This window comes from Streptomyces sp. NBC_00012 (assembly GCF_045040875.1).
Taxonomy (GTDB): Bacteria; Actinomycetota; Actinomycetes; order Streptomycetales; family Streptomycetaceae; genus Streptomyces.
In genome coordinates this window covers 3602352-3627036 of record NZ_CP108309.1, presented here as the reverse complement: position 1 = coordinate 3627036, position 24685 = coordinate 3602352, and the positions used below count along the sequence as shown (strand labels likewise).

Here is a 24685-nt window from a genome sequence, read left to right as displayed (position 1 = left end):
GGCCCGCATCACCCTTCGGGGCGGTGCGGGCCCGTTCCGTATGCATCTGTGTGCACTCGCAGGAAAGGACCCATGGGTGAGTGACGAAGTGGAGCCCGGCTCCGTACGGGTGCGCCTGGACCTGGCGTACGACGGCAAGGACTTCTCGGGCTGGGCGAAGCAGACCTCCAGGCGGACCGTCCAGGGCGAGATCGAGGACGCGCTGCGGACCGTGACGCGGTCCTCGCGGACGTACGACCTGACCGTCGCCGGCCGGACCGATGCCGGGGTGCACGCCCGGGGCCAGGTCGCGCACGTCGATCTGCCGGACGAGGTGTGGGCCGAGCACGGCGACAAGCTGCTGCGGCGGATGGCCGGGCGGATGGCGCCGGACGTACGGATCTGGCGGATCGCGCCGGCACCCGAGGGCTTCAACGCGCGGTTCTCGGCGCTGTGGCGTCGTTACGCCTACCGCGTCGCCGACCGTCCCGGCGGGGTGGATCCGCTGCTGCGTGGTCATGTGCTGTGGCACGACCGGCCGTTGGACCTGGCCGCCATGAACGAGGCGGCCGCGCTGATGCTCGGCGAGCACGACTTCGCCGCGTACTGCAAGAAGCGCGACGGTGCGACGACCATCCGTATGCTGCAGAAGCTGAGTTGGGTGCGGGACGGGGAGAGCGGGATCCTGACGGCGACCGTTCAGGCGGACGCGTTCTGCCACAACATGGTCCGCGCGCTGATCGGTGCGGCGCTCTTCGTCGGGGACGGGCGACGTCCGGCCGAGTGGCCCGCGCAGGTGCTTGCGGCCAGGGTCCGCGACCCGGGCGTGCACGTGGTGCGCCCGCACGGGCTGACGCTGGAGGAAGTGGCCTACCCGGCGGACGAGTTGCTGGCCGTCCGTGCCCGGGAAGCGCGCAATGTGCGGACGCTTCCCGGGGGCGGGTGCTGCTGAGTGCCTCCCCCCGGGGCGAGGCGAGGGTGCGGCGTCAGCCGGTCTGCGCGGTGGCCGCGGCCGAGGCCTGGAGCTCGCCGCGGTGGTGGATCTGACGGAACGTGAAGTTCGTCAGGTCGTCGCCGGTGGCGTAGGCCTTCTTGTCGGCCGTGGTGACGCTCTTGCCGTTGGTGAACCCGCTGATGGCGAAGTAGGCGTAACGGCCGTAGGAGTTGGCGGTACGGCGGCAGACCGATCCGGCGGGGCAGAAGGCCGGTACGCCCCCGCCGCTCAGCGTGGCGATGCTGCCGCTCGCCTGCCGGGCCGCCTTCTTGGCCTGGGCCTCCGTCCGGAAGACCGCGAGTCCGACGGTGACGGCGACGCCGTCCTTGCTGTAGGTCGCCCGGATGACCTGGTCGCAACCGTTGTTCACGAGGACCGAGCCGAGCGCGCCCTTCGTGGTCGCGGCGCAGTTCTTCGTCTGCTGCGTCGCGCCCTTGGCGTAGACGCGGTCGCCCATCGTCAGCTTCTTGCCGGGGAAGAACGCGTCGACGGTGATCGGCGCCCGGTCCTTCTTCGCGTCGGAGATGTAGTCCTTCGGATCCGGCGGGGGAGGCGGCGCCACCGAGGAGAAGGACGGCTCCGGCTCGGCGGTCTCGTGCGGCAGGTCGCTCGGCGCGGGCAGCTCGCTCGCGTTCTTGCCGGAGCCGGTGGGGCTGTTGTTCTTGTTGGTCGTGATGACCGCGGTGGCCACGATCGCGCCGATCGCCGCGGTGGCGAGCACGCCCCCGCCGATCAGCAGCCACTTCTTGCGCCGCTTGCGCGCGGCGGACTCGTCGGCCAGCGCTGCCCAGTCCGGAGTCTGCGTGCCCCCGGGCCCCCAGGAGGGCCCCCCTTGCCCAAAGCTCATGCCGCGATCCTAGAGGAGACGTAAACCGGTTGGGCCAGGGCTTCGCGGGCCGTGACAATGCTGTGCATGGGACATCTTGAAGCGGGCCACCTCGAGTACTACCTACCGGACGGGCGGGTGCTGCTCGGCGATGCTTCGTTCCGGGTGGCGGACGGGGCCGTGGTCGCCCTCGTGGGGGCCAACGGCGCCGGCAAGACGACGCTGCTCAGACTGCTGGCCGGGGAGCTCCAGCCGCACGGCGGCTCCGTCTCGGTGAGCGGCGGGCTCGGGGTGATGCAGCAGTTCGTGGGCTCGGTGCGGGACGAACGCACGGTCCGGGACCTGCTCGTCTCCGTGTCGCAGCCGCGGATCAGGGAGGCGGCCCTGGCGGTCGACCGGGCCGAGGAGCTGATCCTCACCGTCGACGACGAGGCCGCGCAGATGAAGTACGCGCAGGCCCTGAGCGACTGGGCGGAGGCCCGGGGGTACGAGGCCGAGACCGTCTGGGACATGTGCACCATGGCCGCGCTCGGCGTCCCGTACGAGAAGGCGCAGTGGCGCGAGGTGCGCACGCTCTCCGGCGGTGAGCAGAAACGCCTGGTGCTGGAGGCGCTGCTGCGGGGTCCCGACGAGGTGCTGCTGCTCGACGAGCCGGACAACTATCTCGACGTGCCCGGCAAGCGGTGGTTGGAGGACCGGCTCAAGGAGACCCGTAAGACGGTCCTCTTCGTCTCGCACGACCGCGAGCTGCTGTCCAGGGCCGCCGAGAAGATCGTCAGCGTGGAGCCGAGCCCGGCGGGCAGCGACGTGTGGGTGCACGGCGCCGGCTTCGACACGTACCACCAGGCCCGCAAGGACCGGTTCGCCCGGTTCGAGGAGCTGCTGCGGCGCTGGGAGGAGGAGCACGCCCGGCTGAAGGCGCTGGTCCACCGGCTGCGGCAGCAGGCGGCGATCAGCCCCGACATGGCGTCCCGCTACCGGGCGATGCAGACCCGCTTCAAGAAGTTCGAGGACGCGGGCCCGCCGCCGGAGCCGCCGCGCGAGCAGGACATCAGGATGCGGCTGCGCGGCGGCCGGACCGGGGTGCGGGCGGTGACCTGCAAGAACCTTGAGCTGTCCGGGCTGATGAAGCCGTTCGACCTGGAGGTCTTCTACGGGGAGCGGGTCGCCGTCCTCGGCTCGAACGGATCGGGCAAGTCGCACTTCCTGCGACTCCTCGCGGGCGAGCAGGTCGCGCACACCGGGGAGTGGAAGCTCGGGGCCCGAGTCGTGCCGGGCCACTTCGCGCAGACCCACGCCCATCCCGAGCTGCTCGGGCACACCCTCGTCGAGATCCTGTGGACCGAGCACGCCAAGGACCGCGGCGGGGCGATGTCCGTGCTGCGCCGCTACGAGCTGGAGCGGCAGGGCGACCAGCCCTTCGAGAAGCTGTCCGGCGGTCAGCAGGCACGGTTCCAGATCCTGCTCCTGGAGCTGGCCGGCACGACCGCGCTGCTGCTCGACGAGCCGACGGACAACCTGGACCTGGAGTCGGCGGAGGCCCTCCAGGACGGCCTGGAGGCCTACGAGGGAACCGTGCTGGCCGTCACGCACGACCGCTGGTTCGCGAAGTCCTTCGACCGCTATCTGGTGTTCGGCTCGGACGGCGTCGTGCGCGAGACGGCGGAGCCGGTGTGGGACGAGCGGCGGGTGGAGCGGGCGCGGTAGCGCGGTTGCTCCACGGTCCGGGGTGCGCCTTGTCCAGGTGGGTGGGGGTGGTGCCCCTCCGAGGAGTCTCCCCGGAGGGACCCCGGACCCCCACACGACGGCCCAAGGCGCACCCCCACGGGGAACCCGCACCAACAGCCCGTCCGGCGATTGAGGACGGAACCCCCGGCAGCGGGGCCGGCCAGGCCGGGGAACCCCGCTGGCGCCCGCCCGAGGACCACGCGTTTTGACCCGTCCGGGGCGGGGCGGGTAGTCTCGTTGATTGTTATGCGTATTGGCTTCGTCGTTCTCACGCGTAGGGCCCTTACGTAGGTTCTCTGGAGCAGTTACCAGTGGCTCGCATACGGGCAGTGTCCCGGCATTGTGAGCCCCAGCTGCATGATCGCTTCAGAGGTGCCATGTGTCTGGACCCCATCCACTGAAGAAGCGAAGGCTACGAAGTGCGTACGTACAGCCCCAAGCCCGGCGATGTGACGCGCCAGTGGCACATCATTGACGCGCAGGACATCGTCCTGGGTCGTCTGGCCACCACGGCTGCGAACCTCCTCCGCGGCAAGCACAAGGCGATCTACGCCCCCCACATGGACATGGGCGACTTCGTCATCATCATCAACGCCGAGAAGGTTCACCTCTCCGGCAACAAGAAGACCCAGAAGATGGCGTACCGCCACTCCGGGTTCCCGGGTGGTCTCCGCTCCGTCCGTTACGACGAGCTGCTCGCCAAGAGCCCCGAGAAGGCCGTCGAGAAGGCCATCAAGGGCATGATCCCCAAGAACAGCCTGGGCCGTCAGATGCTCTCGAAGCTCAAGGTCTACGCGGGCGACCAGCACCCGCACGCTGCTCAGCAGCCGGTCCCGTTCGAGATCACCCAGGTCGCGCAGTAGTTCCGGCCTCCCCCTAAGACCAAAAGAAAGATCTGAGGAGAATCGTGGCCGAGACCACTGTTGAGAACCCCGTCGAGGGCACCGAGGGCGAAGAGGTCTTCGCCGAGGTGACCACCTTCGAGTCCGAGGTTCCCGTCGAGGGCGAGTACACCAGCGAGTCGCTGGCCTCCCGCTTCGGCGACCCGCAGCCCGCCGCCGGCCTTGGCCGTCGGAAGAACGCCATTGCCCGCGTCCGGATCGTTCCGGGCACCGGCAAGTGGAAGATCAACGGTCGCACCCTTGAGGACTACTTCCCCAACAAGGTGCACCAGCAGGAAGTCAACGAGCCCTTCAAGGTGCTCGAGCTCGACAACCGCTACGACGTCATCGCCCGCATCTCGGGTGGCGGCGTCTCGGGTCAGGCCGGCGCCCTGCGTCTCGGCGTGGCCCGTGCGCTGAACGAGGCGGACGTGGACAACAACCGCGCCCCGCTGAAGAAGGCCGGCTTCCTCTCCCGTGACGACCGTGCGGTCGAGCGCAAGAAGGCCGGTCTCAAGAAGGCCCGTAAGGCCCCGCAGTACAGCAAGCGCTAATCCGCCTGCTCTTCTGCTTTACACGTTCGCCCCGGCGGCACACCTCGTGCTGCCGGGGCGTTCGTTTATCGGCACCCTCAGGCGTATAACGGCATAAGACGTTCATAGGCTTTGTCGCGATGGCTGCGATGGCTGCGATGGCTGCGAGGCCTTGTGTTGGCCGGGGGACGGTGCGCGGTGCTGTGCGCATCCGGTTGCCGTGTTGCTTTGCTTTGGTTGATTTGGTTTTTGCGGTTTCGGAGCATCTTCGGAGGACACCAGTGGGACGACTCTTCGGCACGGACGGTGTGCGCGGTGTCGCCAATGCGGATCTGACGGCCGAGTTGGCGCTCGGTCTCTCGGTCGCTGCGGCGCATGTTCTCGCCGAGGGGAGCACCCTGGACGGGACCCGGCCGACAGCCGTGGTGGGCCGTGACCCGCGCGCGTCCGGAGAGTTCCTGGAGGCAGCCGTCGTGGCCGGTCTTGCCAGCGCCGGCGTGGATGTCCTGCGCGTCGGCGTGCTGCCCACCCCGGCGGTGGCGTACCTCACCGGCGCGCTGGGCGCCGACCTCGGCGTGATGCTCTCCGCGAGCCACAACTCCATGCCGGACAACGGTGTCAAGTTCATCGCGCGCGGCGGTCACAAGCTCTCCGACGAGCTGGAGGACCGGATCGAGTCGATCTACCAGCAGCACCGCGCCGGTGAGCCGTGGGAGCGTCCGACCGGCGCCGGTGTGGGACGAGTCACCGAGTACGCGGAGGGATTCGACCGTTACGTCGCCCACCTCGTCGCGGTCCTGCCGAACCGGCTCGACGGGCTGAAGGTCGTGCTCGACGAGGCGCACGGCGCGGCCGCCCGGGTCTCGCCCGAGGCCTTCGCACGGGCCGGCGCCGAGGTGATCATGATCGGTGCCGACCCGAACGGCCTGAACATCAACGACGGCTGCGGCTCCACCCATCTGGAGCCGCTGAAGGCCGCCGTCGTCGAGCACGGCGCCGACTTCGGCATCGCGCACGACGGCGACGCCGACCGCTGCCTGGCCGTGGACGCCGCAGGCGTGGAGGTCGACGGCGACCAGATCCTGGCCGTCCTGGCCCTCGCCATGCGCGAGGCCGGACAGCTGCGCAAGGACACCGTGGTCGGCACCGTCATGTCCAACCTCGGCTTCAAGATCGCGATGGAGCGGGAGGGCATCCAGCTCGTCCAGACCGCCGTCGGCGACCGCTACGTGCTGGAGTCGATGAAGGCCGAGGGCTACGCGCTCGGCGGCGAGCAGTCCGGCCATGTCATCGTCCTGGACCACGCCACGACCGGCGACGGCACGCTGACCGGCCTGCTGCTGGCGGCCCGGGTCGCCGCCACCGGCCGTACGCTCGCCGATCTGGCCGGGGTCATGCAGCGGCTGCCGCAGCTGCTGATCAACGTCCGCGACGTCGACAAGTCCCGGGTCGGGACCTCCCCGGAGGTCGCCGCGGCCGTGGCCGAGGCCGAGCGTGAGCTGGGCTCCACCGGCCGCGTGCTGCTGCGCCAGTCGGGCACCGAGCCGCTGGTGCGGGTCATGGTCGAGGCGGCCGACATCGAGCAGGCGCGGGCGATCGCCGAGCGGCTGGCCGATGTGGTGAAGTCCGCGCTGGGCTAGCTGGTCCAGGCGTTGTCCGCCGGACGGCCGTCGGCCGTCCGGCGGGCGCCGGCCGCCGGACAGGCGCCGGCCGCCGGACAGGCGCCGGCCGCCGGACAGGCTCCGGCCGTCGGGCGGGTGCCCGCCCGTCGGGCAGGATTCAGTCGCCGGACGGGCTCGCGACGCGGCCCGTCCGGCGGCGGTGTGCCGCCCACAGCACCTTCTGGACCAACAGGGTCAGCGTCCCCGCGACCACGATCCCGCCGAGGTTCGCCAGCAGCTGGGCCGTGGAGCCCCACATCTGGCTGTAGTCGCTGTAGCTGAACGCCACCGCCGCGTTGGCCGCGGCCGGCACGGTCGTCACCGAGATGGCGACACCGATCAGCGCCCCGGACTTCGCCGAGGTGAGCGAGAGCGTCCCGGCGATCCCGGCCAGGAAGGCCACCACGAAGGACATCGCGTCGGGCTTCCAGATGAACGCCGTGTTGGGGCGGCCGGCCTCGATCATCGAACGGGTGAACAGCCCGGAGGCGTCCATCAGCCAGGCGAACCCGGCCGTCAGCACCATCGCGAGGGCGAAGCCGCCGATCAGCGCGTAGGACGAGCGCAGCGCCAGTCGTGGAGCACGCTGGACCAGGGCCGTGGAGATCCCGGCCAGCGGCCCGAACTCCGGGCCGACCGCCATCGCGCCCACGATCAGGATCGCGTTGTCGAGCATCACACCGCAGGCGGCGAGCATCGTCGCGACGGTGAGGAACGCCACGTACGTGACGCTGAACGTCGACTCCTCGTGGGTCGCCTCCGTCAGCTCCTCCCACAGCACCGCGTCCGCGCCCTCGCCCGGCGCGTCCTCCTCGGCCTTGTCGGCGTGCGCGGAGAGCGTCAGATCCATGTTCTCGACGGTGATCGAACCGGACTTGTCGATGCCGAGCCGGCGCAGCGCGGAGATCAGCTCGTCGCCCGCCTCACGGGCCACGTCGCACAGGACCATGTCGCCCGCCGGGTCGCGGGCGGCGCCGGTCAGCACGACGAGATGTGCCGTACCGAGGGTGGACTCCACCAGTTGCACCACCTCGTCCGTGCGCTCGGCGGGGACGATCAGGCGCAGATGCAGCACGTGGCCACTCCCGGGGGGCTCGCAGGTTCAGAGTTTGCGCAGGGACAGCCGTTGGACCTTGTGGTCCGGGCCCTTGCGCAGCACCAGGGTGGCACGGCCCCGGGTGGGTGCGACGTTCTCCACCAGATTGGGCTTGTTGATGGTCCGCCACATCGTCGCCGCGTACTCCATGGCCTCCTCCTCGGAGACCTGGGTGTACTTGCGGAAGTACGAGGACGGGTCCTGGAAGGCGGTGTCGCGCAGCTTGTGGAAGCGGTCGAGGTACCAGGTCTCGATGTCCTCGGTGCGCGCGTCCACGTACACGCTGAAGTCGAAGTAGTCGGCGAGACCGACCCTGGTCCGGCCGTCCTTGCCGGGCATCGCGGGCTGGAGCACGTTCAGCCCCTCGACGATCAGGATGTCGGGACGGCGCACGGTGAGCCGCTGGTCCGGCACGATGTCGTAGATCAGGTGCGAGTAGACGGGCGCCGTCACCTCGTCCTTGCCGGCCTTGATGTCGGCGACGAACCGGGTCAGGGCGCGCCGGTCGTACGACTCGGGGAACCCCTTGCGCGACATCAGCCCGCGGGCCCGGAGCTCCTTCATCGGCAGCAGGAACCCGTCAGTGGTCACCAGCTCGACGCGGGGATGCTCGGGCCAGCGGGCCAGCAGCGCCTGGAGGATGCGTGCGGTGGTGGACTTGCCGACCGCGACACTGCCCGCGACGCCTATGACGAACGGGGTGCCGCGCTGCGCGCCGTGGCCGTTTCCCGCGTCCCCGAGGAAGGTGTTCAGGGCGCCGCGCAGGCCCGAGGTGGCCTGGACGTAGAAGTTGAGGAGCCGGGAGAGCGGCAGGTAGACGTCCCGCACCTCGTCGAGGTCGATGACGTCCCCGAGCCCGCGCAGCCGCTCCACCTCGTCGGCGGTCAGCGGCAGCGGTGTCCTGTCGCGCAGGGCGCTCCACTCGGCGCGGGACAGATCGACGTACGGCGTCGCCGCATGCTCGGCGCGTCGGTGGGTGCTCCGTGGCGGCGAAGTGATCACGGGTTCATTGTTGCGGGAGTTTTGACGCGGTGGGAGGTGGGCTCGATCACTTAGGGGAGGCGATAGGGGTGCCGCCGCCGCTCACGGCCGTGCGTCCGCCTTCTTCAGCACACAGAGCCCTCCGCTGTCGGGGTCGCCGACGAAGGTCCACAGGAGCGGGGACTCGGCTGTCCCCCTGGCCGTGAGCTGCCCGCTGACATGGCCGGGGGCGAATTCGGTGAACAGCCCGGTCACGCGGTCCGGTTCCGTGTACACGTCGGACTCCCACGTTCCGGTCCCGGTCATCGTGGCGGGGAGGCCGAATCCGGAACTGTCGCCGGTGACGTCGTCCGAGTAGTCGCCGCAGATGGTCGTGGCGGTGAAGGTGCCGTCCGCGGCGAGGACGATCCGGCCGCCTTCCTCGTCCTGCCAGGTGCCCTGAAGCCGGCTGTACGGCAGCACGAGCGGCGGGCCGTCCGGCTCCGGGGGGACGTTCACGAGGCGCAGGAGGATGACCAGGGCGAACAGGCCCACGGGTACGAGTACGACCAGGACCGCGCCGGTGAACAGCCCCAGCAGGACGGCGGCCCGGTTCGACATCCGGCGTCGGCGCGGAGGGAGTGCGGGGAATGGCTGGGAGGGCCGGAGGTCCCAGGGCGGACGTGGTGACGGTGTGACCGGTTCTTCGGCGCCGGACATGCGCCCCACCCCCCGATTCTCGGCCGATCTCGGGCGGCCGGAAACGGTGCCGGTCGGCGGCGAGGCCATGATGCACCCGGAGTCACTCGCCGCCCTCGGCGGGGTCCGGTGTCCGCACCCCTGTGACGGACACCGGACCCGGTTCGTGTCCCCGAGGTATCAGGGCTTCTCGCCCTTGGCGTCCACGACGGCGGCCGCGATCCGGGACTCGCTCGTCAGGACCTGTCCCGCCTTGAACCTGAACGCCGGGCCCTCCGCCTTGCCGTTGGAGAGCTTGTACGTGTAGTCCTCGGCGACCACGAAGCGCGTACCGGCATAGCTGAAGTCGTGCGGGCTGAGCAGGATCTCCCGCTGTTCGTGGCCGCCGTCCTCCTTCCGGGTGATGGCGATGGACTCGCGCCCGGCCGCGTCCTTCACCAGGTGGTCGGTGACGCGCACTCCGGGGATGGTGGCCATGGCCCGGTAGATCCGGGCGAGGGCGGCCGGGGCGATCGGATACGCCTCGGCCATCAGCCCGATCGCGCGGAAGCTGTGCTGCGCCTTGCCCTCGGCCGGGCTCTCGGCCGTGTCGCCGGTCGGGTAGAACGAGCGGATCTCCGCCAGCAGCCGCGCCGGGTCGTCGGGCAGCGCGTCGGCGGTCCGGTAGACCTCGCGGGCCGTGCGGTAGTCGGAGTCCTTGCCGTTCATGGCCGCGGCGGAGTTGTCGTACGGGACCCAGCTGTCGGGGTCGTACGTGACGGGGCCGACGGACGAGCCGTTCTGGTCGCCCTGCGAGGCCACCTGCGCCGTCCTGGTGTAGATCCACTGGTCGTCGTGAGGCTCCGGCCCGGCCTGCTGCTTCTCCAGAGCGTCGGCGGCCCGGTTCAGCACCTCGGCCGGGCTGTCCAGCCGCAGGGTGCCCGCGGTGGAAGCGGGTCCGGAGCGGGAGGGCGCGGCGGCGTCCCCGAGCTGGGTGCCGAGCACGGCCGCCACGGTGATCGCCGCTGCCGCACCGGCCGCGGCGACCCGCCAGTCGGCCCGCAGCCGGCGGACGCGACGTCCCGAGGCCGCGGCCTCGGTGAGCCGCCGCCGGCCCGGGGCGAGCGCTCCGCGGCCGGGAACGGGCGCGTCCGCGCGGAGCTCGCGCAGCTTGGTCATTTCGTCCATCACGGGGTCAGCTCCATGGCGTCGGGCGTGAACGAGGGGTCCGTGCTGAGGGTTTCGCGGACCTTGCGGCGGGCGCGGTTGAGCCGGGACCGCACGGTGCCGAGCGGGATGCCCAGCGCCTCGGCGACCTCCTGGTACCCCAGGTCGGCCCAGGCGACGAGCAGCAGCACATGGCGGTCGCCGGGCGAGAGCGCGGCGAGCGCCGCCGCCAGCGGTGCCTGGGTGGCGATCCGGTCGTCGGAACGGTCGCTCCAGGACGCGGCCACCGGGTCATGACCGGTACGGGCCAGGGCCCGCAGCCCGCGCTCCTCGCTGCGCCGGTGCTTGCCGATGAGGTTCGCCGCGATGCCGTACAGCCAGGGACGGGCGCTGCGACGGGAGCCGTCGTAGCGGCGTCGGCAGCGGAAGGCGACGAGGAAGGTCTCCGCCGTGATGTCGTCCGCCACGCCGTGCCCGAGGCGGCGGGCGGCATAGCGGTGGATGTCCGGTGCGTGACGGTCGTAGAGCCCGGCGAAGATCTCGGGTTCCTCCAGCGACTGCGCGATGACCTCGGCATCGTCGTCGGGGCCGGCGGGTGGTCCGGTCACATCGGCTCCTGGGGCTCGTCGGGTGAGCGTGTCACCCCTTGTTCCCCGCAGGGGCCGGAAAGGTTCACAGGGTATGCGGGGCGCTCACCCCGCACACCACTCCGGCCCCGGGCACCGCACGCCACCCCCGGCCCCGGGCACCGCTCGGCCCGCCGCACGCTTCACGGGCTCGCCGATCCGCCGTGCCCTCGGCGGACAGCTCCTTCAGGGCGTGGTCCGCGAGCCCGTCCTCGCTGCCGCCCCGTTCGGCTTCTGCGACGATGCGAAGAAGAAGGGGGAGTGGCCATGAAGGGAACGGTATGTGTGGAATCGTCGGTTACGTCGGTGGGCAGTCGGCGCAGGACGTCGTCGTCGCCGGGCTCAAGCGGCTTGAGTACCGGGGCTACGACTCGGCGGGCATCGCCGTTCTCGCGGACGGCGGCCTGGCCGCGACGAAGCGGGCCGGCAAGCTCGTCAATCTGGAGAAGGCACTGGCCGAGGCGCCGCTCCCGGCCGGGACCACCGGCATCGGGCACACCCGCTGGGCCACCCACGGCGCCCCCACCGACACCAACGCCCACCCGCACCTGGACAACGCGGGCCGGGTCGCCGTCGTGCACAACGGGATCATCGAGAACTTCGCCGCGCTGCGCGCCGAACTCGACGGGCGCGGCCACGATCTGGCCTCCGAGACCGACACCGAGGTCGTCGCCCATCTGCTCGCCGAGGCGTTCTCCTCCTGCGCCGACCCGGCGGAGGCGATGCGACAGGTCTGCCGCAGGCTGGAGGGCGCCTTCACCCTCGTCGCGGTGCACGCCGACGCGCCGGGCACGGTGGTCGGGGCCCGGCGCAACTCACCGCTCGTGGTGGGGGTGGGGGAGGGCGAGTCGTTCCTGGCCTCCGACGTCGCCGCGTTCATCGCGCACACCCGCTCCGCGATCGAACTGGGCCAGGACCAGGTGGTCGAGCTGCGCCGGGAGGGCGTCACCGTCACCGACTTCGACGGGCGTCCCGCCGAGGTCCGCGAGTACCACGTGGACTGGGACGTCTCCGCCGCCGAGAAGGGCGGTCACGACCACTTCATGCTCAAGGAGATCGCCGAACAGCCGAAGGCCGTCGCCGACACCCTCCTCGGCCGGATCGACGGCGCGGGCTCGCTCCGCCTCGACGAGGTCCGTATCCCGCCGCACGAGCTGCGCGAGGTGGACAAGGTCGTCATCGTGGCCTGCGGCACCGCGTTCCACTCCGGGATGATCGCCAAGTACGCCATCGAGCACTGGACCCGCATCCCCTGCGAGACCGAGCTGGCCAGCGAGTTCCGCTACCGCGACCCGATCCTCGACCACCGCACCCTGGTCGTCGCGATCTCGCAGTCCGGGGAGACGATGGACACCCTGATGGCCCTGCGGCACGCCCGCGAACAGGGCGCCAGGGTCCTCGCCATCTGCAACACCAACGGCTCCACGATCCCCCGGGAGTCCGACGCGGTGCTCTACACGCACGCCGGGCCCGAGATCGCCGTCGCCTCCACCAAGGCCTTCCTCACCCAGCTCGTCGCCTGCTACCTCGTCGCCCTGTACCTCGGACAGGTCCGGGGCACGAAGTGGGGCGACGAGATCCGCACCGTCATCCGCCAGCTCTCCGAGATCTCCGGCGCCGTCGGACGGGTCCTGGAGACCATGGAGCCGGTGCGCGAACTCGCCCGCTCCCTCGCCGGTCACGACACCGTGCTCTTCCTGGGCCGTCATGTCGGCTACCCCGTGGCCCTGGAAGGCGCGTTGAAGCTGAAGGAGCTCGCGTACATGCACGCCGAGGGCTTCGCCGCCGGTGAGCTCAAGCATGGCCCGATCGCGCTCATCGAGGACGGCCTCCCGGTCGTCGTGGTGGCGCCCTCGCCGCGCGGCCGGTCCGTGCTGCACGACAAGATCGTGTCGAACATCCAGGAGATCCGCGCCCGCGGCGCCCGCACCATCGTCATCGCCGAGGAGGGTGACGAGGCGGTCGTCCCGTACGCCGACCATCTGATCCGGATCCCCGTTACGCCTACGCTGCTCCAGCCGCTGGTGTCGACCGTGCCGCTCCAGGTCTTCGCCTGTGAACTGGCCACGGCCCGCGGCAACGACGTGGACCAGCCGCGCAATCTGGCGAAGTCCGTGACCGTGGAGTAGCGAGGGATGAGGGAACACGCGTGATCATCGGGGTCGGGATCGACGTGGCCGAGATCGAACGGTTCGACGCGGCGCTGGAGCGTACGCCGCAGATGGCCGACCGGCTCTTCGTCGAGCGGGAGTTGCTGCTGCCCAGCGGTGAGCGGCGGGGCATCGCCTCGCTCGCCGCCAGGTTCGCCGCGAAGGAGGCCCTCGCGAAGGCGCTCGGCGCGCCCGGCGGACTGCTCTGGACGGACGCCGAGGTGTGGGTCGAGGACAGCGGGCAGCCCCGGCTGCGGGTCAGCGGTACCGTCGCCGCCCGCGCCGCAGAGCTGGGCGTACGGCACTGGCACGTGTCGCTCAGCCATGACGCGGGGGTGGCGTCGGCCGTGGTGATCGCGGAGGGTTGAGCACATGCGTACCGCCTACAGTGTTCAGACCGTACGGGCCGCCGAACAGGCTCTGATGGCCCGGCTCCCCGAGGGCGCGCTGATGCAGCGGGCCGCCGCCGGACTCGCGGCGGCCTGCGCCGATGTGCTGCGGCGGCGCGGCCGGGTGTACGGGGCCCGGGTCGTCCTCCTCGTCGGCAGCGGTGACAACGGCGGCGACGCGCTGTACGCGGGCGCCCGGCTCGCCCGCCGGGGCGCCGGCGTGCGCGCCGTGCTCACCGCGCCGGGCCGCGCCCACGAGGGCGGCCTCGCGGCCCTGCTCGCGGCCGGCGGGCGGATCGCCGAGGGCGCGGACGCCTGGGGCGGCCACATCGATCTCGTGGTGGACGGGATCACCGGCATCGGCGGCCGGGGCGGGCTGCGGCCGGACGCCGCCGGGCTGGTGCGGGCCTTCGCCGCGACCGGTGCGCCGCTGGTCGCCGTGGACCTGCCCAGCGGGGTCGAGGCCGACACCGGCGAGGTGCTCGGCGACGCGGTGCGCGCCGACGCGACCGTGACCTTCGGCACGTACAAGCCGGGCCTGCTCATCGACCCGGCCGCCGAACGGGCGGGCGCGCTGCACCTCGTCGACATCGGGCTCGGGCCCGAACTGCCGGACGTGCCCGAGCTGGAGGTGCTCCAGTACGCGGACGTCGCGGCCCTGCTGCCGGTCCCCGGTGCGGAGAGCGACAAGTACCGGCGCGGGGTCGTCGGCGTCGTCGCCGGTTCCGCCCGCTACCCGGGCGCGGCGGTGCTGGCCGTCTCCGGGGCGCTGCGGGGCGGCGCGGGGGCCGTGCGGTACGTCGGTCCGGGCGCCGGCGCGGTGATCGCCCGTCATCCGGAGACGCTGGTCCACGCGGGGCCGCCGTCGAGGGCGGGGCGGGTGCAGGCGTGGGTGGTCGGGCCCGGACTCGGTGACGGCGCGGAGGCCGCCAAGGCGGTCCGGGACGTGCTCGCGACGGAGGTCGCGGTCCTGGTGGACGCGGACGGGCTGCGGCTGCTGGACGCCGGTGCCGTACGGGAGCGCACCGCGCCGACCGTCCTCACCCCGCACGCCGGTGAGGCCGCGGCCCTGCTGGGCGTGCCGCGCGAGGAGGTCGAGGCGGGGCGGCTCGCCGCCGTACGGGAGCTGGCCGCCCGCTACCGTGCCACGGTCCTGCTCAAGGGATCGACGACCCTGGTCGCCACCGACGACCCGGCGGCTCCCGTACGGGTCAATCCGACCGGCACCTCCTGGCTGGCCACGGCCGGCAGCGGCGACGTCCTCTCCGGACTGACCGGCTCTCTGCTCGCCGCGGGCCTCGCCCCGCGCGACGCCGCGTCGGCCGGTGCCCATCTGCACGGACTCGCCGCCCGCCACGCCTCCGACGGCTCGCCCGTCGCCGCGCAGGACGTCGCCGAGGCGATCCCGGCGGCGTGGCGGGACGTACGGGCCTGAGTGATCCTGGGCGCAGGCAGGCACCGACCTCAGAGGCTGACAGGAGGACCGACCGTGGGCAGCAGCGATGTACGCGTACGCCGGGTGTACGAGCCGAAGGAGGACGCCGACGGCACCCGGGTCCTCGTCGACCGGCTCTGGCCGCGCGGCGAGTCCAAGGAGAAGGCCGCGATCGACAAGTGGCTCAAGGACATCACCCCGTCGAACGAGCTCCGCGACTGGTACCACGAGGACCGCACCGAGACCGGCTACGACGAGTTCGTCGACCGCTACCGCGCCGAACTGGCCGACCCCGTCCACACGGCGGCCGTGCGGGAGCTGGTCGAACTCGTCCGGGAGGGCGGCCCGGTGACGCTGATCACGGCCGTCAAGGACGTACCCCACAGCCATGTCCCGGTCATCGTCGACCACCTGGAGCACGAGCTGCGCCATCGCTGAGGTGCCACGGCAGCGGGCGGACACCCCCCGCGGCGGGGCCTTCCGGCCCGCCGCCCGAAGGCCCCGCCGGGCGCCTCTGAGAGACTGGGCGCGATGAACGAGACAGCGTCCTTGAGAGCCCGTGCCGAGATCGACCTCGCCGCATTGCGCGCCAACGTGCGTGTGCTGCGCGCACGGGCGGCGGGCGCGCAGCTCATGGCCGTCGTCAAGTCCGACGCGTACGGGCACGGGGCGGTGCCCTGCGCCCGCGCCGCGCTGGAGGCCGGCGCGACCTGGCTGGGCACCGCGACGCCGCAGGAGGCGCTCGCCCTGCGGGAGGCCGGGCTAGGCGGCCGGGTGATGTGCTGGCTGTGGACCCCGGGCGGTCCCTGGCGCGAGGCGATCGAGGCCGACATCGATGTGTCGGTGAGCGGGATGTGGGCGCTGCGCGAGGTCGTCGCCGCGGCCACCGAGGCGGGCATCCCGGCCCGGATCCAGCTCAAGGCCGACACCGGCCTCGGGCGCAACGGCTGCCAGCCCGCCGACTGGCCGGAGCTGGTCGCCGCCGCCCGCACCGCCGAGAAGGCGGGCACCGTCCGGGTCACCGGCCTGTGGTCCCACTTCGCCTGCGCCGACGAGCCGGGCCACCCCTCCATCACCGCCCAGCTGGCCCTGTTCCGGGACATGGTGGCGCACGCGGAGAAGGAGGGCGTCGAACCCGAGGTGCGCCACATGGCGAACTCCCCGGCGACGCTGACGATCCCCGAGGCGCACTTCGACCTGGTCCGGACCGGGATCGCGATGTACGGCATCTCGCCCAGCCCCGAGCTGGGCACCCCGGCCGACTTCGGGCTGCGCCCCGTCATGACGCTCATCGCCTCGGTCGCCCTGGTCAAGCAGGTGCCGGCCGGTCACGGGATCAGCTATGGCCACCACTACACGACCTGTGCCGAGACCACCCTGGGCCTGGTGCCGGTCGGCTACGCGGACGGCATCCCGCGCCACGCCTCCGGCCGTGCCCCGGTCCTGGTCGGCGGCGTCACCCGGCGGATCGCCGGCCGGGTGGCCATGGACCAGTTCGTCGTCGATCTCGACGGGGACGAGATCGAGGTGGGCAGCGAGGCGGTGCTCTTCGGCCCGGGTGACCGGGGCGAGCCGAGCGCCGAGGACTGGGCGCAGGCCGCCGACACGATCGCGTACGAGATCGTCACCCGGATCGGCACCCGCGTACCGCGTGTGCATCTGCACGCCACCCCCGCCGAGTCCTGACCGATCCTGCGCCGCTGACCAGGCACGATCGGATCACGACCGGAACAGACCGGCCCTGACCTGACGGATACGACCGACGAGGAGCGCGGCACGGTGAGCGAGATCGGTGCGGGGGACGCGGTGACGACGGCTGCTGCGGCGGTCGGCTGGCGCCGGGCGGGGATCGCCGGAGCCGCCATAGGCGTGATCGCGGCGGGCGCGGCCGCCGGTGTCGCGGTCGAGCGGCTCACCGTCGGCCGGGGCATGCGCAGAAGGGCCAGGCTGGCGCTGGACGCCACCGGACCGTACGGCTCGCTGCGCGGCCTGCCGGGCCGGGCCACGGCCGACGACGGCACCGAGCTGTACTACGAGGTCGACGAGGTCGAACCGGACGGTACCGCGGGCACCGACGCGGGCAGCGGGGGCGACGCCGCCGCCCCCGGCACCCGCCGCCGCAGGCTCTTCGGCCGCAAGGCCCCCGCCCCCGTCACCGTGGTCTTCAGCCATGGCTACTGCCTCAGCCAGGACTCCTGGCACTTCCAGCGCGCGGCGCTGCGCGGCCTGGTCCGCACCGTCCACTGGGACCAGCGCAGCCACGGCCGCTCCGAGCGGGGCCGGGCCCAGGCACAGGGCGTGACGGTCGGCATCGACCAGCTCGGCCGCGACCTGAAGGCGGTGATCGACGCGGCGGCTCCCGAGGGCAGGCTGGTGCTGGTCGGGCACTCGATGGGCGGCATGACGATGATGGCGCTCGCCGACCAGTACCCCGCGCTGATCCGGGACCGGGTCGCAGCCGTCGCCTTCGTCGGCACATCGAGCGGGAAGCTGGGCGAGGTCGACTTCGGGCTGCCGGTCGCGGGCGTGAACGCGGTGCGCCGGGTGCTGCCCGGGGTGCTCAGAGCGCTCGGCTCCCAGGCCGAGCTGGTGGAACGGGGCCGACGGGCGACCGCCGACCTCTTCGCCGGGCTGATCAAGCGGTACTCGTTCGGATCGCGGGACGTCGATCCGGCGGTGGAGCGGTTCGCCGAGCGGCTCATCGAGTCCACCCCGATCGATGTGGTCGCCGAGTTCTACCCGGCCTTCACCGAACACGACAAGAGCGGCGCGCTGCCCGCCTTCCTCGACGCCCCCGTGCTGATCCTGGCGGGCGACAAGGACCTGGTGACGCCCAGCTCGCACAGCGAGACCATCGCGGACCAGCTCCCGGACGCGGAGCTGGTCATCGTCCCGGACGCCGGCCATCTGGTGATGCTGGAGCACCCCGAGACGGTCACGGACCGGCTGGCGGACCTGCTGGTACGCGTCGGTGCCGTGCCGGCAACGGCTAACGTTGGCGGACATGGAAGCACCGCACAACAGCCCGGCGACTGAGGTCGCCGAGGACGCCGCCGTCACCCTGAGCCTGGCCGTGGAGTCCCCCGAACGGATGCAGGCGCTCGGCCGCCGGATCGCCGGGATCCTGCTCCCCGGCGACCTCGTGATGCTCACCGGAGAGCTCGGCGCCGGGAAGACGACGCTGACCCGGGGTCTCGGCGAGGGCCTCGGCGTGCGCGGCGCGGTCACCTCCCCCACCTTCGTGATCGCCCGCGTCCACCCGTCGCTGACCGGCGGTCCGGCGCTGGTCCACGTCGACGCGTACCGCCTGGGCGGTGGGCTCGACGAGATGGAGGACCTGGACCTGGACGTGTCGCTGCCGGAATCGGTGGTGGTCGTGGAGTGGGGCGACGGCAAGGTCGAGGAGCTGTCCGAGGACCGGCTCCAGGTGGTGATCGACCGCGCGGTCGGCGACACGGACGACGAACGGCGCGAGGTGACGCTGGTCGGGATCGGCGCGCGCTGGGCGGGACTGCGCGAGGCGATGGCCACCGGGGTGCCGGGACCGGCGGCCCGGTAGGGGCGACGCGTTCCCGCCGGACGGTGCCCCGCTCACCGCGCCGCCGGTCTTTCGGAAGCTCGTCCGAGTGGTAATCCGGCCGTCCGGCATTCTTTCCGACAAGCCGTCGGTAAATTGTTGCGCAGAGAGAGGCGATCGTGGTCACATGGACGGGAGACCTGGTTAGGTCTGCCTAACCACGCCCTCCACCGGAGCTCCAGGAGGCATCCATGCCGACGCCCGAGCGTGACTCGCAGCCGCGGCCGCAGCCGCCGTCCGCCCTGTCGATGAAGGATCTGCTGGCCTCGTGCGCCGCCGCCACGGCGGTGTCCACACCCCCGGTCGAGCCGGCTGGGGAAGAGGCGGAGGAGCTGCCGTCCCGGCGCGACGCGGCATAGCCCGTGCGCGGCGCCCCGCTACGGGACGCGGCGGCCGGCGGCTACGGGACGACGACCACCTTCGTGTTCACCATCGCGAAGTCCCACATGGCGTCCCCGTCGGCCCGGGACATCCGCACGCCACCGGTCTTCAGCGTCGGGTCCGGGCTCTCCATCGAGCCGTCCACCGCCGCGCTGAACCCCACGGCCACGTTGTCCACCATCGCGAACCGCACCACGTGCTCGATCATCACGCCGTCCGAGCCCTTGGTGGGGGATCCCGTGCGCGGGGTGTTCACCCGATAGGTGCCGGGGAGCGGATTGAGGGCACTCGGCATGACCTCGAACGTCCGGATCGCCTTGCCGGTCCCGTCCACGAGCCACACGCGGCGGTCCTCCAGGGCGTACACGACCCGCTTCCCGGTGCCGGAGTCCGAGGGGAGCGCGGCCGGGCGGGACTTCTCCTTCGGCTTCGCGTGCTCGGTGGCGGTGCTGGACACCTTCGGCCTGGGGGCCGCGAGGCTGTCGGGGGCGTTCGCCGATGCCTGGTAGGCCAGGACGCCGACGGCGACGAGTGCCGCCGCAGTGAGCCCGGCCACGATTCCCGAGCTGCCCCTAGACACCGTGCGCGCCCCTTTCGCTTCCGTATGTCGTACAAGCGTTTAGCGTTTACGTCGTACCCGCGTGTGCACGGTGACGGTAGCAGCCGGGGCCGGGCGTGCCGGGACGCCGTACGGGGCGCCGTACCCCCGTCGGCGGAGCCGTAGGCTGTTTGCGTGCTCTTGCTCGCCGTGGATACCGCAACCCCCGCCGTCACCGTCGCCCTGCACGACGGGACCTCCGTCGTCGCCGAGTCCGGTCAGGTCGACGCCCGAAGGCACGGGGAGCTGCTGCTGCCCGCCGTCGACCGGGTCCTGGCCGAGGCCGGGGTGAAACTCGACGCCGTGACGGACGTGGTCGTCGGCGTCGGCCCCGGTCCGTACACCGGGCTCCGGGTCGGTCTGGTCACCGCCGCGACTTTCGGCTCCGCCCTCTCCGTGCCGGTGCACGGGCTGTGCACCCTGGACGGTCTCGCGTACGCCGCGGGCCTGGCCGGGCTGGCGGGACCGTTCGCCGTCGCGACGGACGCCCGCCGCAAGGAGGTCTACTGGGCGAGATACGACGACGCGCGCACCCGGGTCACCGAGCCCGCCGTCGACCGGCCCGCCGACATCGCCGGGCAGCTCGCCGGACTGCCCGTCGTGGGCGCGGGCGCGGTGCTCTACCCCGAGGCGTTCCCGGACGCCCGGCAGCCCGAGAACGTCAGCGCCGGAGCGCTGGCCGCCCTCGCCGCCGAGCGGCTCGCCGCGGGCGCGGAACTGCTGCCGCCGCAGCCGCTCTACCTCCGCAGGCCCGACGCCCAGGTGCCGAAGAACTACAAGGTGGTCACCCCGAAGTGACGACCACGACTGCCGTTCTGCGCGAGATGCGCTGGTGGGACATCGATCCGGTGCTGGAGCTCGAACACGAGCTTTTCCCGGACGACGCCTGGTCGGCCGGCATGTTCTGGTCCGAGCTGGCGCACTCCCGCGGCCCGCGGGCCACCCGCCGCTACGCCGTCGCGGAGGACCCCGCCACCGGCCGGATCGTCGGCTATGCGGGGCTCGCCGCGGCCGGCGACCTCGCCGACGTACAGACGATCGGGGTCACCCGCGGCCACTGGGGCGGCGGCCTCGGCTCCGTGCTCCTGACCGACCTGCTGAAGCACGCCACCGCCTTCGAGTGCGCCGAGGTGCTCCTCGAAGTCCGCGTCGACAACACCCGGGCCCAGAAGCTGTACGAACGCTTCGGCTTCGAACCGATCGGCTTCCGCCGCGGCTACTACCAGCCGGGCAACATCGACGCACTCGTCATGCGCCTCCACGTACAAGAACATGTGCAAGAGCACGTACAGGGAACAGAGACTGACTGATGGCTGACGAACCGCTCGTACTCGGCATCGAGACCTCCTGCGACGAGACCGGCGTCGGCATCGTCCGGGGCACCACCCTGCTCGCCGACGCCGTCGCGTCCAGCGTCGACACCCACGCCCGCTTCGGCGGCGTCGTCCCGGAGATCGCCTCCCGCGCCCATCTGGAGGCGATGGTCCCCACCATCGAGCGCGCCCTGAAGGACGCCGGGATCAGCGCCCGCGACCTCGACGGCATCTCCGTCACCGCGGGCCCCGGGCTCGCGGGCGCGCTGCTGGTCGGAGTATCGGCGGCGAAGGCGTACGCGTACGCCCTGAACAAGCCGCTCTACGGGGTGAACCACCTCGCCTCGCACATCTGCGTGGACCAGCTGGAGCACGGTCCGCTGCCCGAGCCGACGATGGCGCTGCTGGTCAGCGGCGGCCACTCCTCGCTGCTGCTCGCGCCGGACATCACCAATGACGTGCGGCCGCTCGGGGCGACCATCGACGACGCGGCGGGCGAGGCCTTCGACAAGATCGCCCGGGTGCTGAACCTCGGCTTCCCCGGCGGCCCGGTCATCGACCGGCTGGCGAAGGAGGGCGACCCGGCCGCGATCGCGTTCCCGCGCGGGCTCACCGGTTCGCGCGATCCCGCCTACGACTTCTCCTTCTCCGGTCTGAAGACCTCGGTGGCCCGCTGGATCGAGGCCAAGCGCGCGGCCGGCGAGGAGGTGCCGGTACGGGACGTGGCGGCGTCCTTCCAGGAGGCCGTGGTGGACGTGCTCACCCGCAAGGCCGTCCGGGCCTGCAAGGACGAGGGCGTCGACCACCTGATGATCGGTGGCGGGGTCGCGGCCAATTCGCGGCTGCGGGCGCTGGCCGAGGAGCGGTGCGAGCGGGCCGGCATCCGGCTGCGGGTGCCGCGCCCCGGGCTGTGCACGGACAACGGCGCGATGGTCGCGGCGCTGGGCGCTGAGATGGTGGCCCGCAACCGCCCGGCCTCGGACCTGGAGCTGTCCGCGGATTCCTCGCTGCCGGTGACCGACACCCACGTGCCGGGTGCGCACGCCCACGATCACGACCACGTCCACGAGATCAGCAAGGACAACCTCTACTCATGACCGTCGCCCTCATGTGGGAGGCCCGCGCCACCGATGGCCGGGGCGCCGAGCTCCTGGAGTGGGCGCGGGCCCGTTCGGCCGAGCTGGCCCGCGAGCCGCTCCGCCGCGAACTGCTCCGCGCCCCGCAGGACCGGGTCCTGGTCATCACCTGGTGGGAGGGCGCGTACCACGACGAGCTGCCCGAACTCCCCGAGCCGGACGCCGAGCTGATCACCCGCCCGGTGCACCGCTGGCGCTTCGAGTCGCTGGGAGACGCCGGCTGACCTGCCTTCAGCCGGAAGCGGTCCCCCGGGCCGTCAGCCCCCGGATGATCGCGTCGAGCTCGTCCGCCACGTCGTAGTCGGCGGCGTACGCGCGCCAGTCGTCCTTGATCGCGGCGAGCCGGGGCAGCGTCGCCGCGTCGTCCTCCGTCACCATCTCGGGGAAGCAGCGCCTGCCCGGCGGGGTCTGCGCGCGGCGTTCGGCGGCCCGGCGGAATATCAGGTCGCCGTAGACGTAACTCCAGATCGTCCGGTACGCGCGTACTGCCCGGGCGGGGGAGAGGCCGCAGGCGAGCGCCGAGTCGATGATCTCCTCGACCATCCACAGCGCGTTCCGGTCGGTCAGCTCGCCCAGCGCCAGGATGTCCAGCACCCACGGGATCCGCTCCAGGATGCCGTGCATGTACACGGCCACGGCGAGCATCCGCTCGCGCGGGTCCTCGGGCAGCTCGGGGCGGGGGAAGGCGGCCGCGGTGCCCGACAGGGTGAGCATCAGCAGCTCGTCCTTGTCCTGTACGTAGTGGTAGAGCGCCATCGGCGTGGAGCCGAGCTCCTTCGCCACCCGCCGCATGCTCAGGGCGTCCACGCCTTCTTCCTCGATGATGCGGCGCGCGGTGGCGACCATCGCGTCCGGGTCGAGCCTGCGCGGCCGTCCCACGGATCGTTTCGCAGGGGCCCGGCCGGCCGCCGGCCCCTGCTTCTTCTCTGTCCCTGACACCCGGGCATTGTCTCCCGCCGTGCTGTTCCCGTGCCTTCCGGGGGTCCCTGGCGATTAATTTCTATACGCGTATAGTAATGCTGCGACCGGAAGACCGTGAAGGAAGGGGAAGTCGTGGACGAACAGTCACGGCACACGCGTTGGCTGCTGGTGGTGGCTCTCGCCGTGCAGTTCATGGTGGCGTTGGACATGTCGGTGGTGAACGTCGCGCTGCCGGACATGCGCGGCGACCTGGGCTTCACGCCCCAGGGGCTGCTCTGGGTGGTGAACGCCTACGCGCTGGCCTTCGGCGGGCTGCTGATGCTCGGCGGGCGGCTCGCCGATCTGCTCGGCAGCCGCCGGGTCCTGATGGCGGGCCTGGTGCTGTTCGGCGTGGCGAGCCTGGCCGGCGGGTTCGCCCGGTCGCCCGGCGCGCTGATCGCCGCGCGGGCGGTGCAGGGCGCCGGTGCCGCCGCGCTCGCCCCGGTCGCCTTCGCGCTGATCGCCCTGGCGTTCCCGGCCGGGCCGGCCCGCTCCCGCGCCCTGGGGCTGTGGGGCATGGCGGGCGCGGCGGGCGGCGCGGTCGGCGTGCTCGCGGGCGGAATGCTCACCGACGCCGCGGGCTGGCGCGCGGTGATGCTGGTGAACGTGCCGATCGTGGGCTTCGCGCTGGTGGGAGCCGCGCGCGCCGGACTGCGGGGCGAACGGGCCCGGACCGGCGCCCGGCTCGACGTGCTGGGAGCGCTGCTGGCCACCACGGGTACGACGCTGCTGGTCCTCGGACTGGTACGCACCTCGGCCGACGCCTGGGGGTCGCCCCGGACGCTGGGCACGCTCGGCGCCGCCGTGCTGCTGCTGATCGCCTTCGTCGCCGTCGAACTGCGGACCTCCACTCCGCTGCTCCGTCCCGGGCTGCTGAAGCAGCGGCCGGTCCTGGCCGCGAACCTCATCTGCCTGCTGCTGAGCTCCGGGCAGTTCGCCGCCTTCTACTTCGTCTCGCTCTACATGCAGCAGGTGCTCGACTACGGCCCGACCGCCGCCGGTGTCTCCTTCCTGCCGTTCACGGCGGGCGTCGTCGCCGGTTCGGTCGTCGCCACCCGTACGGTCGCGGCGCTCGGCACCGGACGGCTGCTGGCGCTCGGTGCGTCCCTGGCCGCGCTCGGCCTCGCCGGATTCGCGGCGACCGCCCGGGCCGACGGCGGCTTCCTGTACTCGGTCCTCGGCCCGTCACTGGTCTGCAGCATCGGCGTCGGGATGTGCTTCGTACCGCTCGGCACGGCGGCCACGACCGACGTGACACCCGAGGAGACGGGCATGGCCTCCGGGCTGCTGAACAGCGCCCGCCAGGTGGGCGGCTCGCTGGGCCTTGCGGTCCTGGTCACCGTCGCCGCCCGGGTCACCGGCGACGGGCGTCGCCCCGCCGACCTGGCGGCCGGGTACGCGGCGGCGTTCTGGGTCTGCGCCGGGCTGCTCGTGGTCGCGGCGCTGGTGGCCCTGGCGCTGCTCCCGAAGGCGCCGGTGCGGAGTGCCGGGACGCCCGACGCGAAGCCGGCTCCGGTGGCCGGGCCGGAAGATTCCCAGAAGAATCTCCCGGGAGCTGTCGATCCGTCCGGGTCCCGTTCGACGCAAGGATGAGAGGCGGGGAGAGCCCCCGCCCTC

General features: G+C 72.2%; 27 protein-coding genes. 19 read left to right on the top strand and 8 right to left on the bottom strand.

All coding sequences use genetic code 11. The features are described from left to right. The first annotated feature begins 76 nt into the window (after positions 1-76). A complete protein-coding gene (gene truA / locus OHA19_RS16435; RefSeq protein WP_405750632.1) occupies positions 77-931 on the top strand; it encodes a tRNA pseudouridine(38-40) synthase TruA in 855 nt (284 codons plus the stop codon). 34 nt (positions 932-965) lie between these two features. Here truA and OHA19_RS16430 read toward each other — a convergent pair whose 3' ends face one another. Further along, a complete protein-coding gene (locus OHA19_RS16430; RefSeq protein ID WP_405750629.1) occupies positions 966-1820 on the bottom strand; it encodes a hypothetical protein in 855 nt (284 codons plus the stop codon). A gap of 57 nt (positions 1821-1877) precedes the next feature. On the opposite strand from OHA19_RS16430, the gene OHA19_RS16425 reads away from it, so the two are divergent. From OHA19_RS16425 to glmM, 4 genes are all read left to right on the top strand, one after another. Further along, positions 1878-3506: an ABC-F family ATP-binding cassette domain-containing protein gene (locus OHA19_RS16425; protein ID WP_405721787.1), complete on the top strand. Its 1629-nt coding sequence runs from the start codon at positions 1878-1880 to the stop codon at positions 3504-3506. 440 nt (positions 3507-3946) lie between these two features. Continuing rightward, the gene (gene rplM, locus OHA19_RS16420) at positions 3947-4390 is read left to right on the top strand and encodes a 50S ribosomal protein L13 (protein ID WP_072486702.1); all 444 of its coding nucleotides are present in this window, start codon (positions 3947-3949) and stop codon (positions 4388-4390) included. A gap of 44 nt (positions 4391-4434) precedes the next feature. Continuing rightward, positions 4435-4962, top strand: a complete 528-nt coding sequence (gene rpsI / locus OHA19_RS16415; protein WP_030914197.1) for a 30S ribosomal protein S9 — start codon at positions 4435-4437, stop codon at positions 4960-4962. A 260-nt stretch (positions 4963-5222) separates the two neighbouring features. Next, a complete protein-coding gene (gene glmM, locus OHA19_RS16410) occupies positions 5223-6581 on the top strand; it encodes a phosphoglucosamine mutase (protein ID WP_405715828.1) in 1359 nt (452 codons plus the stop codon). Positions 6582-6720: 139 nt separating this feature from the next. Here glmM and OHA19_RS16405 read toward each other — a convergent pair whose 3' ends face one another. From OHA19_RS16405 to OHA19_RS16385, 5 genes are all read right to left on the bottom strand, one after another. After that, complete coding sequence (locus tag OHA19_RS16405) at positions 6721-7677, bottom strand: DUF389 domain-containing protein (protein ID WP_405715830.1); 957 nt, start codon at positions 7675-7677, stop codon at positions 6721-6723. 27 nt (positions 7678-7704) lie between these two features. Further along, positions 7705-8700: a type I pantothenate kinase gene (gene coaA, locus OHA19_RS16400; protein WP_405715832.1), complete on the bottom strand. Its 996-nt coding sequence runs from the start codon at positions 8698-8700 to the stop codon at positions 7705-7707. Positions 8701-8781: 81 nt separating this feature from the next. Next, the gene (locus tag OHA19_RS16395) at positions 8782-9279 is read right to left on the bottom strand and encodes a hypothetical protein (protein ID WP_405750626.1); all 498 of its coding nucleotides are present in this window, start codon (positions 9277-9279) and stop codon (positions 8782-8784) included. A gap of 258 nt (positions 9280-9537) precedes the next feature. Next, positions 9538-10524: a CU044_5270 family protein gene (locus tag OHA19_RS16390; protein WP_405715835.1), complete on the bottom strand. Its 987-nt coding sequence runs from the start codon at positions 10522-10524 to the stop codon at positions 9538-9540. Next, positions 10524-11111 carry an RNA polymerase sigma factor gene (locus OHA19_RS16385; RefSeq protein WP_405715837.1) on the bottom strand — a complete coding sequence of 196 codons (588 nt, stop codon included), beginning with the start codon at positions 11109-11111 and terminating at the stop codon, positions 10524-10526. Before OHA19_RS16385 ends, OHA19_RS16390 begins: the two co-directional genes overlap by 1 nt. Before the next feature lie 73 nt (positions 11112-11184). Here OHA19_RS16385 and OHA19_RS16380 point away from each other — a divergent pair, with 73 nt between their 5' ends. The 9 genes from OHA19_RS16380 to OHA19_RS16340 all read left to right on the top strand — a co-directional run bounded on the left by OHA19_RS16380 (position 11185) and on the right by OHA19_RS16340 (position 19039). Continuing rightward, entirely contained in the window at positions 11185-11400 is a 216-nt protein-coding gene (locus OHA19_RS16380) for a hypothetical protein (protein WP_405750624.1), read from the top strand. 10 nt (positions 11401-11410) lie between these two features. Further along, on the top strand, positions 11411-13258 hold the full coding sequence (gene glmS / locus OHA19_RS16375) for a glutamine--fructose-6-phosphate transaminase (isomerizing) (RefSeq protein WP_405715843.1): 1848 nt from the start codon (positions 11411-11413) through the stop codon (positions 13256-13258). Positions 13259-13278: 20 nt separating this feature from the next. Beyond that, complete coding sequence (locus OHA19_RS16370; protein ID WP_405715844.1) at positions 13279-13647, top strand: holo-ACP synthase; 369 nt, start codon at positions 13279-13281, stop codon at positions 13645-13647. A 4-nt stretch (positions 13648-13651) separates the two neighbouring features. Beyond that, on the top strand, positions 13652-15103 hold the full coding sequence (locus OHA19_RS16365) for an NAD(P)H-hydrate dehydratase (RefSeq protein ID WP_405715846.1): 1452 nt from the start codon (positions 13652-13654) through the stop codon (positions 15101-15103). Positions 15104-15157: 54 nt separating this feature from the next. Then, positions 15158-15541 carry a DUF488 domain-containing protein gene (locus tag OHA19_RS16360; RefSeq protein WP_405715848.1) on the top strand — a complete coding sequence of 128 codons (384 nt, stop codon included), beginning with the start codon at positions 15158-15160 and terminating at the stop codon, positions 15539-15541. A gap of 93 nt (positions 15542-15634) precedes the next feature. Then, a complete protein-coding gene (gene alr / locus OHA19_RS16355) occupies positions 15635-16789 on the top strand; it encodes an alanine racemase (protein WP_405715849.1) in 1155 nt (384 codons plus the stop codon). A 93-nt stretch (positions 16790-16882) separates the two neighbouring features. Beyond that, positions 16883-18139, top strand: a complete 1257-nt coding sequence (locus OHA19_RS16350; protein ID WP_405715851.1) for an alpha/beta fold hydrolase — start codon at positions 16883-16885, stop codon at positions 18137-18139. After that, the gene (tsaE, locus tag OHA19_RS16345) at positions 18108-18662 is read left to right on the top strand and encodes a tRNA (adenosine(37)-N6)-threonylcarbamoyltransferase complex ATPase subunit type 1 TsaE (RefSeq protein ID WP_405715853.1); all 555 of its coding nucleotides are present in this window, start codon (positions 18108-18110) and stop codon (positions 18660-18662) included. The genes OHA19_RS16350 and tsaE overlap by 32 nt, the downstream gene beginning before the upstream one ends. Positions 18663-18871: 209 nt before the next feature. Then, entirely contained in the window at positions 18872-19039 is a 168-nt protein-coding gene (locus tag OHA19_RS16340; protein WP_405715855.1) for a hypothetical protein, read from the top strand. A gap of 41 nt (positions 19040-19080) precedes the next feature. On the opposite strand, the gene OHA19_RS16335 is transcribed toward OHA19_RS16340, so the two are convergent. Further along, positions 19081-19641, bottom strand: a complete 561-nt coding sequence (locus OHA19_RS16335) for a hypothetical protein (RefSeq protein WP_405715857.1) — start codon at positions 19639-19641, stop codon at positions 19081-19083. 153 nt (positions 19642-19794) lie between these two features. On the opposite strand from OHA19_RS16335, the gene tsaB reads away from it, so the two are divergent. The 4 genes from tsaB to OHA19_RS16315 are packed head-to-tail and all read left to right on the top strand — an operon-like array spanning position 19795 to position 22332. Further along, on the top strand, positions 19795-20457 hold the full coding sequence (gene tsaB, locus OHA19_RS16330; protein WP_405715859.1) for a tRNA (adenosine(37)-N6)-threonylcarbamoyltransferase complex dimerization subunit type 1 TsaB: 663 nt from the start codon (positions 19795-19797) through the stop codon (positions 20455-20457). Further along, on the top strand, positions 20454-20969 hold the full coding sequence (gene rimI / locus OHA19_RS16325) for a ribosomal protein S18-alanine N-acetyltransferase (RefSeq protein ID WP_405715861.1): 516 nt from the start codon (positions 20454-20456) through the stop codon (positions 20967-20969). Before tsaB ends, rimI begins: the two co-directional genes overlap by 4 nt. Next, positions 20969-22069, top strand: coding sequence for a tRNA (adenosine(37)-N6)-threonylcarbamoyltransferase complex transferase subunit TsaD (gene tsaD, locus OHA19_RS16320; RefSeq protein WP_405715863.1), 1101 nt, complete (start codon positions 20969-20971; stop codon positions 22067-22069). The genes rimI and tsaD overlap by 1 nt, the downstream gene beginning before the upstream one ends. Next, entirely contained in the window at positions 22066-22332 is a 267-nt protein-coding gene (locus OHA19_RS16315; protein ID WP_405715865.1) for a hypothetical protein, read from the top strand. Before tsaD ends, OHA19_RS16315 begins: the two co-directional genes overlap by 4 nt. 7 nt (positions 22333-22339) lie before the next feature. Here the strand turns inward: OHA19_RS16315 and OHA19_RS16310 are convergent, their stop codons facing one another. Further along, the gene (locus OHA19_RS16310) at positions 22340-23047 is read right to left on the bottom strand and encodes a TetR/AcrR family transcriptional regulator (protein ID WP_405715867.1); all 708 of its coding nucleotides are present in this window, start codon (positions 23045-23047) and stop codon (positions 22340-22342) included. A gap of 114 nt (positions 23048-23161) precedes the next feature. Here OHA19_RS16310 and OHA19_RS16305 point away from each other — a divergent pair, with 114 nt between their 5' ends. Beyond that, positions 23162-24661, top strand: a complete 1500-nt coding sequence (locus OHA19_RS16305; protein WP_405715868.1) for a DHA2 family efflux MFS transporter permease subunit — start codon at positions 23162-23164, stop codon at positions 24659-24661. Positions 24662-24685 lie beyond the last annotated feature (24 nt).

Coding starts and splice junctions, on each gene's coding strand:
- OHA19_RS16315 (WP_405715865.1), top strand. CDS start 22,066: ATGACCGTCGCCCTCATGTGGGAGGCCCGCGCCACCGATGGCCGGGGC.
- alr (WP_405715849.1), top strand. CDS start 15,635: ATGAACGAGACAGCGTCCTTGAGAGCCCGTGCCGAGATCGACCTCGCC.
- OHA19_RS16380 (WP_405750624.1), top strand. CDS start 11,185: ATGCGGGGCGCTCACCCCGCACACCACTCCGGCCCCGGGCACCGCACG.
- OHA19_RS16390 (WP_405715835.1), bottom strand. CDS start 10,524: ATGGACGAAATGACCAAGCTGCGCGAGCTCCGCGCGGACGCGCCCGTT.
- OHA19_RS16430 (WP_405750629.1), bottom strand. CDS start 1,820: ATGAGCTTTGGGCAAGGGGGGCCCTCCTGGGGGCCCGGGGGCACGCAG.
- glmS (WP_405715843.1), top strand. CDS start 11,411: ATGTGTGGAATCGTCGGTTACGTCGGTGGGCAGTCGGCGCAGGACGTC.
- OHA19_RS16425 (WP_405721787.1), top strand. CDS start 1,878: ATGCTGTGCATGGGACATCTTGAAGCGGGCCACCTCGAGTACTACCTA.
- OHA19_RS16395 (WP_405750626.1), bottom strand. CDS start 9,279: ATGTCGAACCGGGCCGCCGTCCTGCTGGGGCTGTTCACCGGCGCGGTC.
- tsaD (WP_405715863.1), top strand. CDS start 20,969: ATGGCTGACGAACCGCTCGTACTCGGCATCGAGACCTCCTGCGACGAG.
- tsaE (WP_405715853.1), top strand. CDS start 18,108: ATGGAAGCACCGCACAACAGCCCGGCGACTGAGGTCGCCGAGGACGCC.
- OHA19_RS16340 (WP_405715855.1), top strand. CDS start 18,872: ATGCCGACGCCCGAGCGTGACTCGCAGCCGCGGCCGCAGCCGCCGTCC.
- OHA19_RS16365 (WP_405715846.1), top strand. CDS start 13,652: ATGCGTACCGCCTACAGTGTTCAGACCGTACGGGCCGCCGAACAGGCT.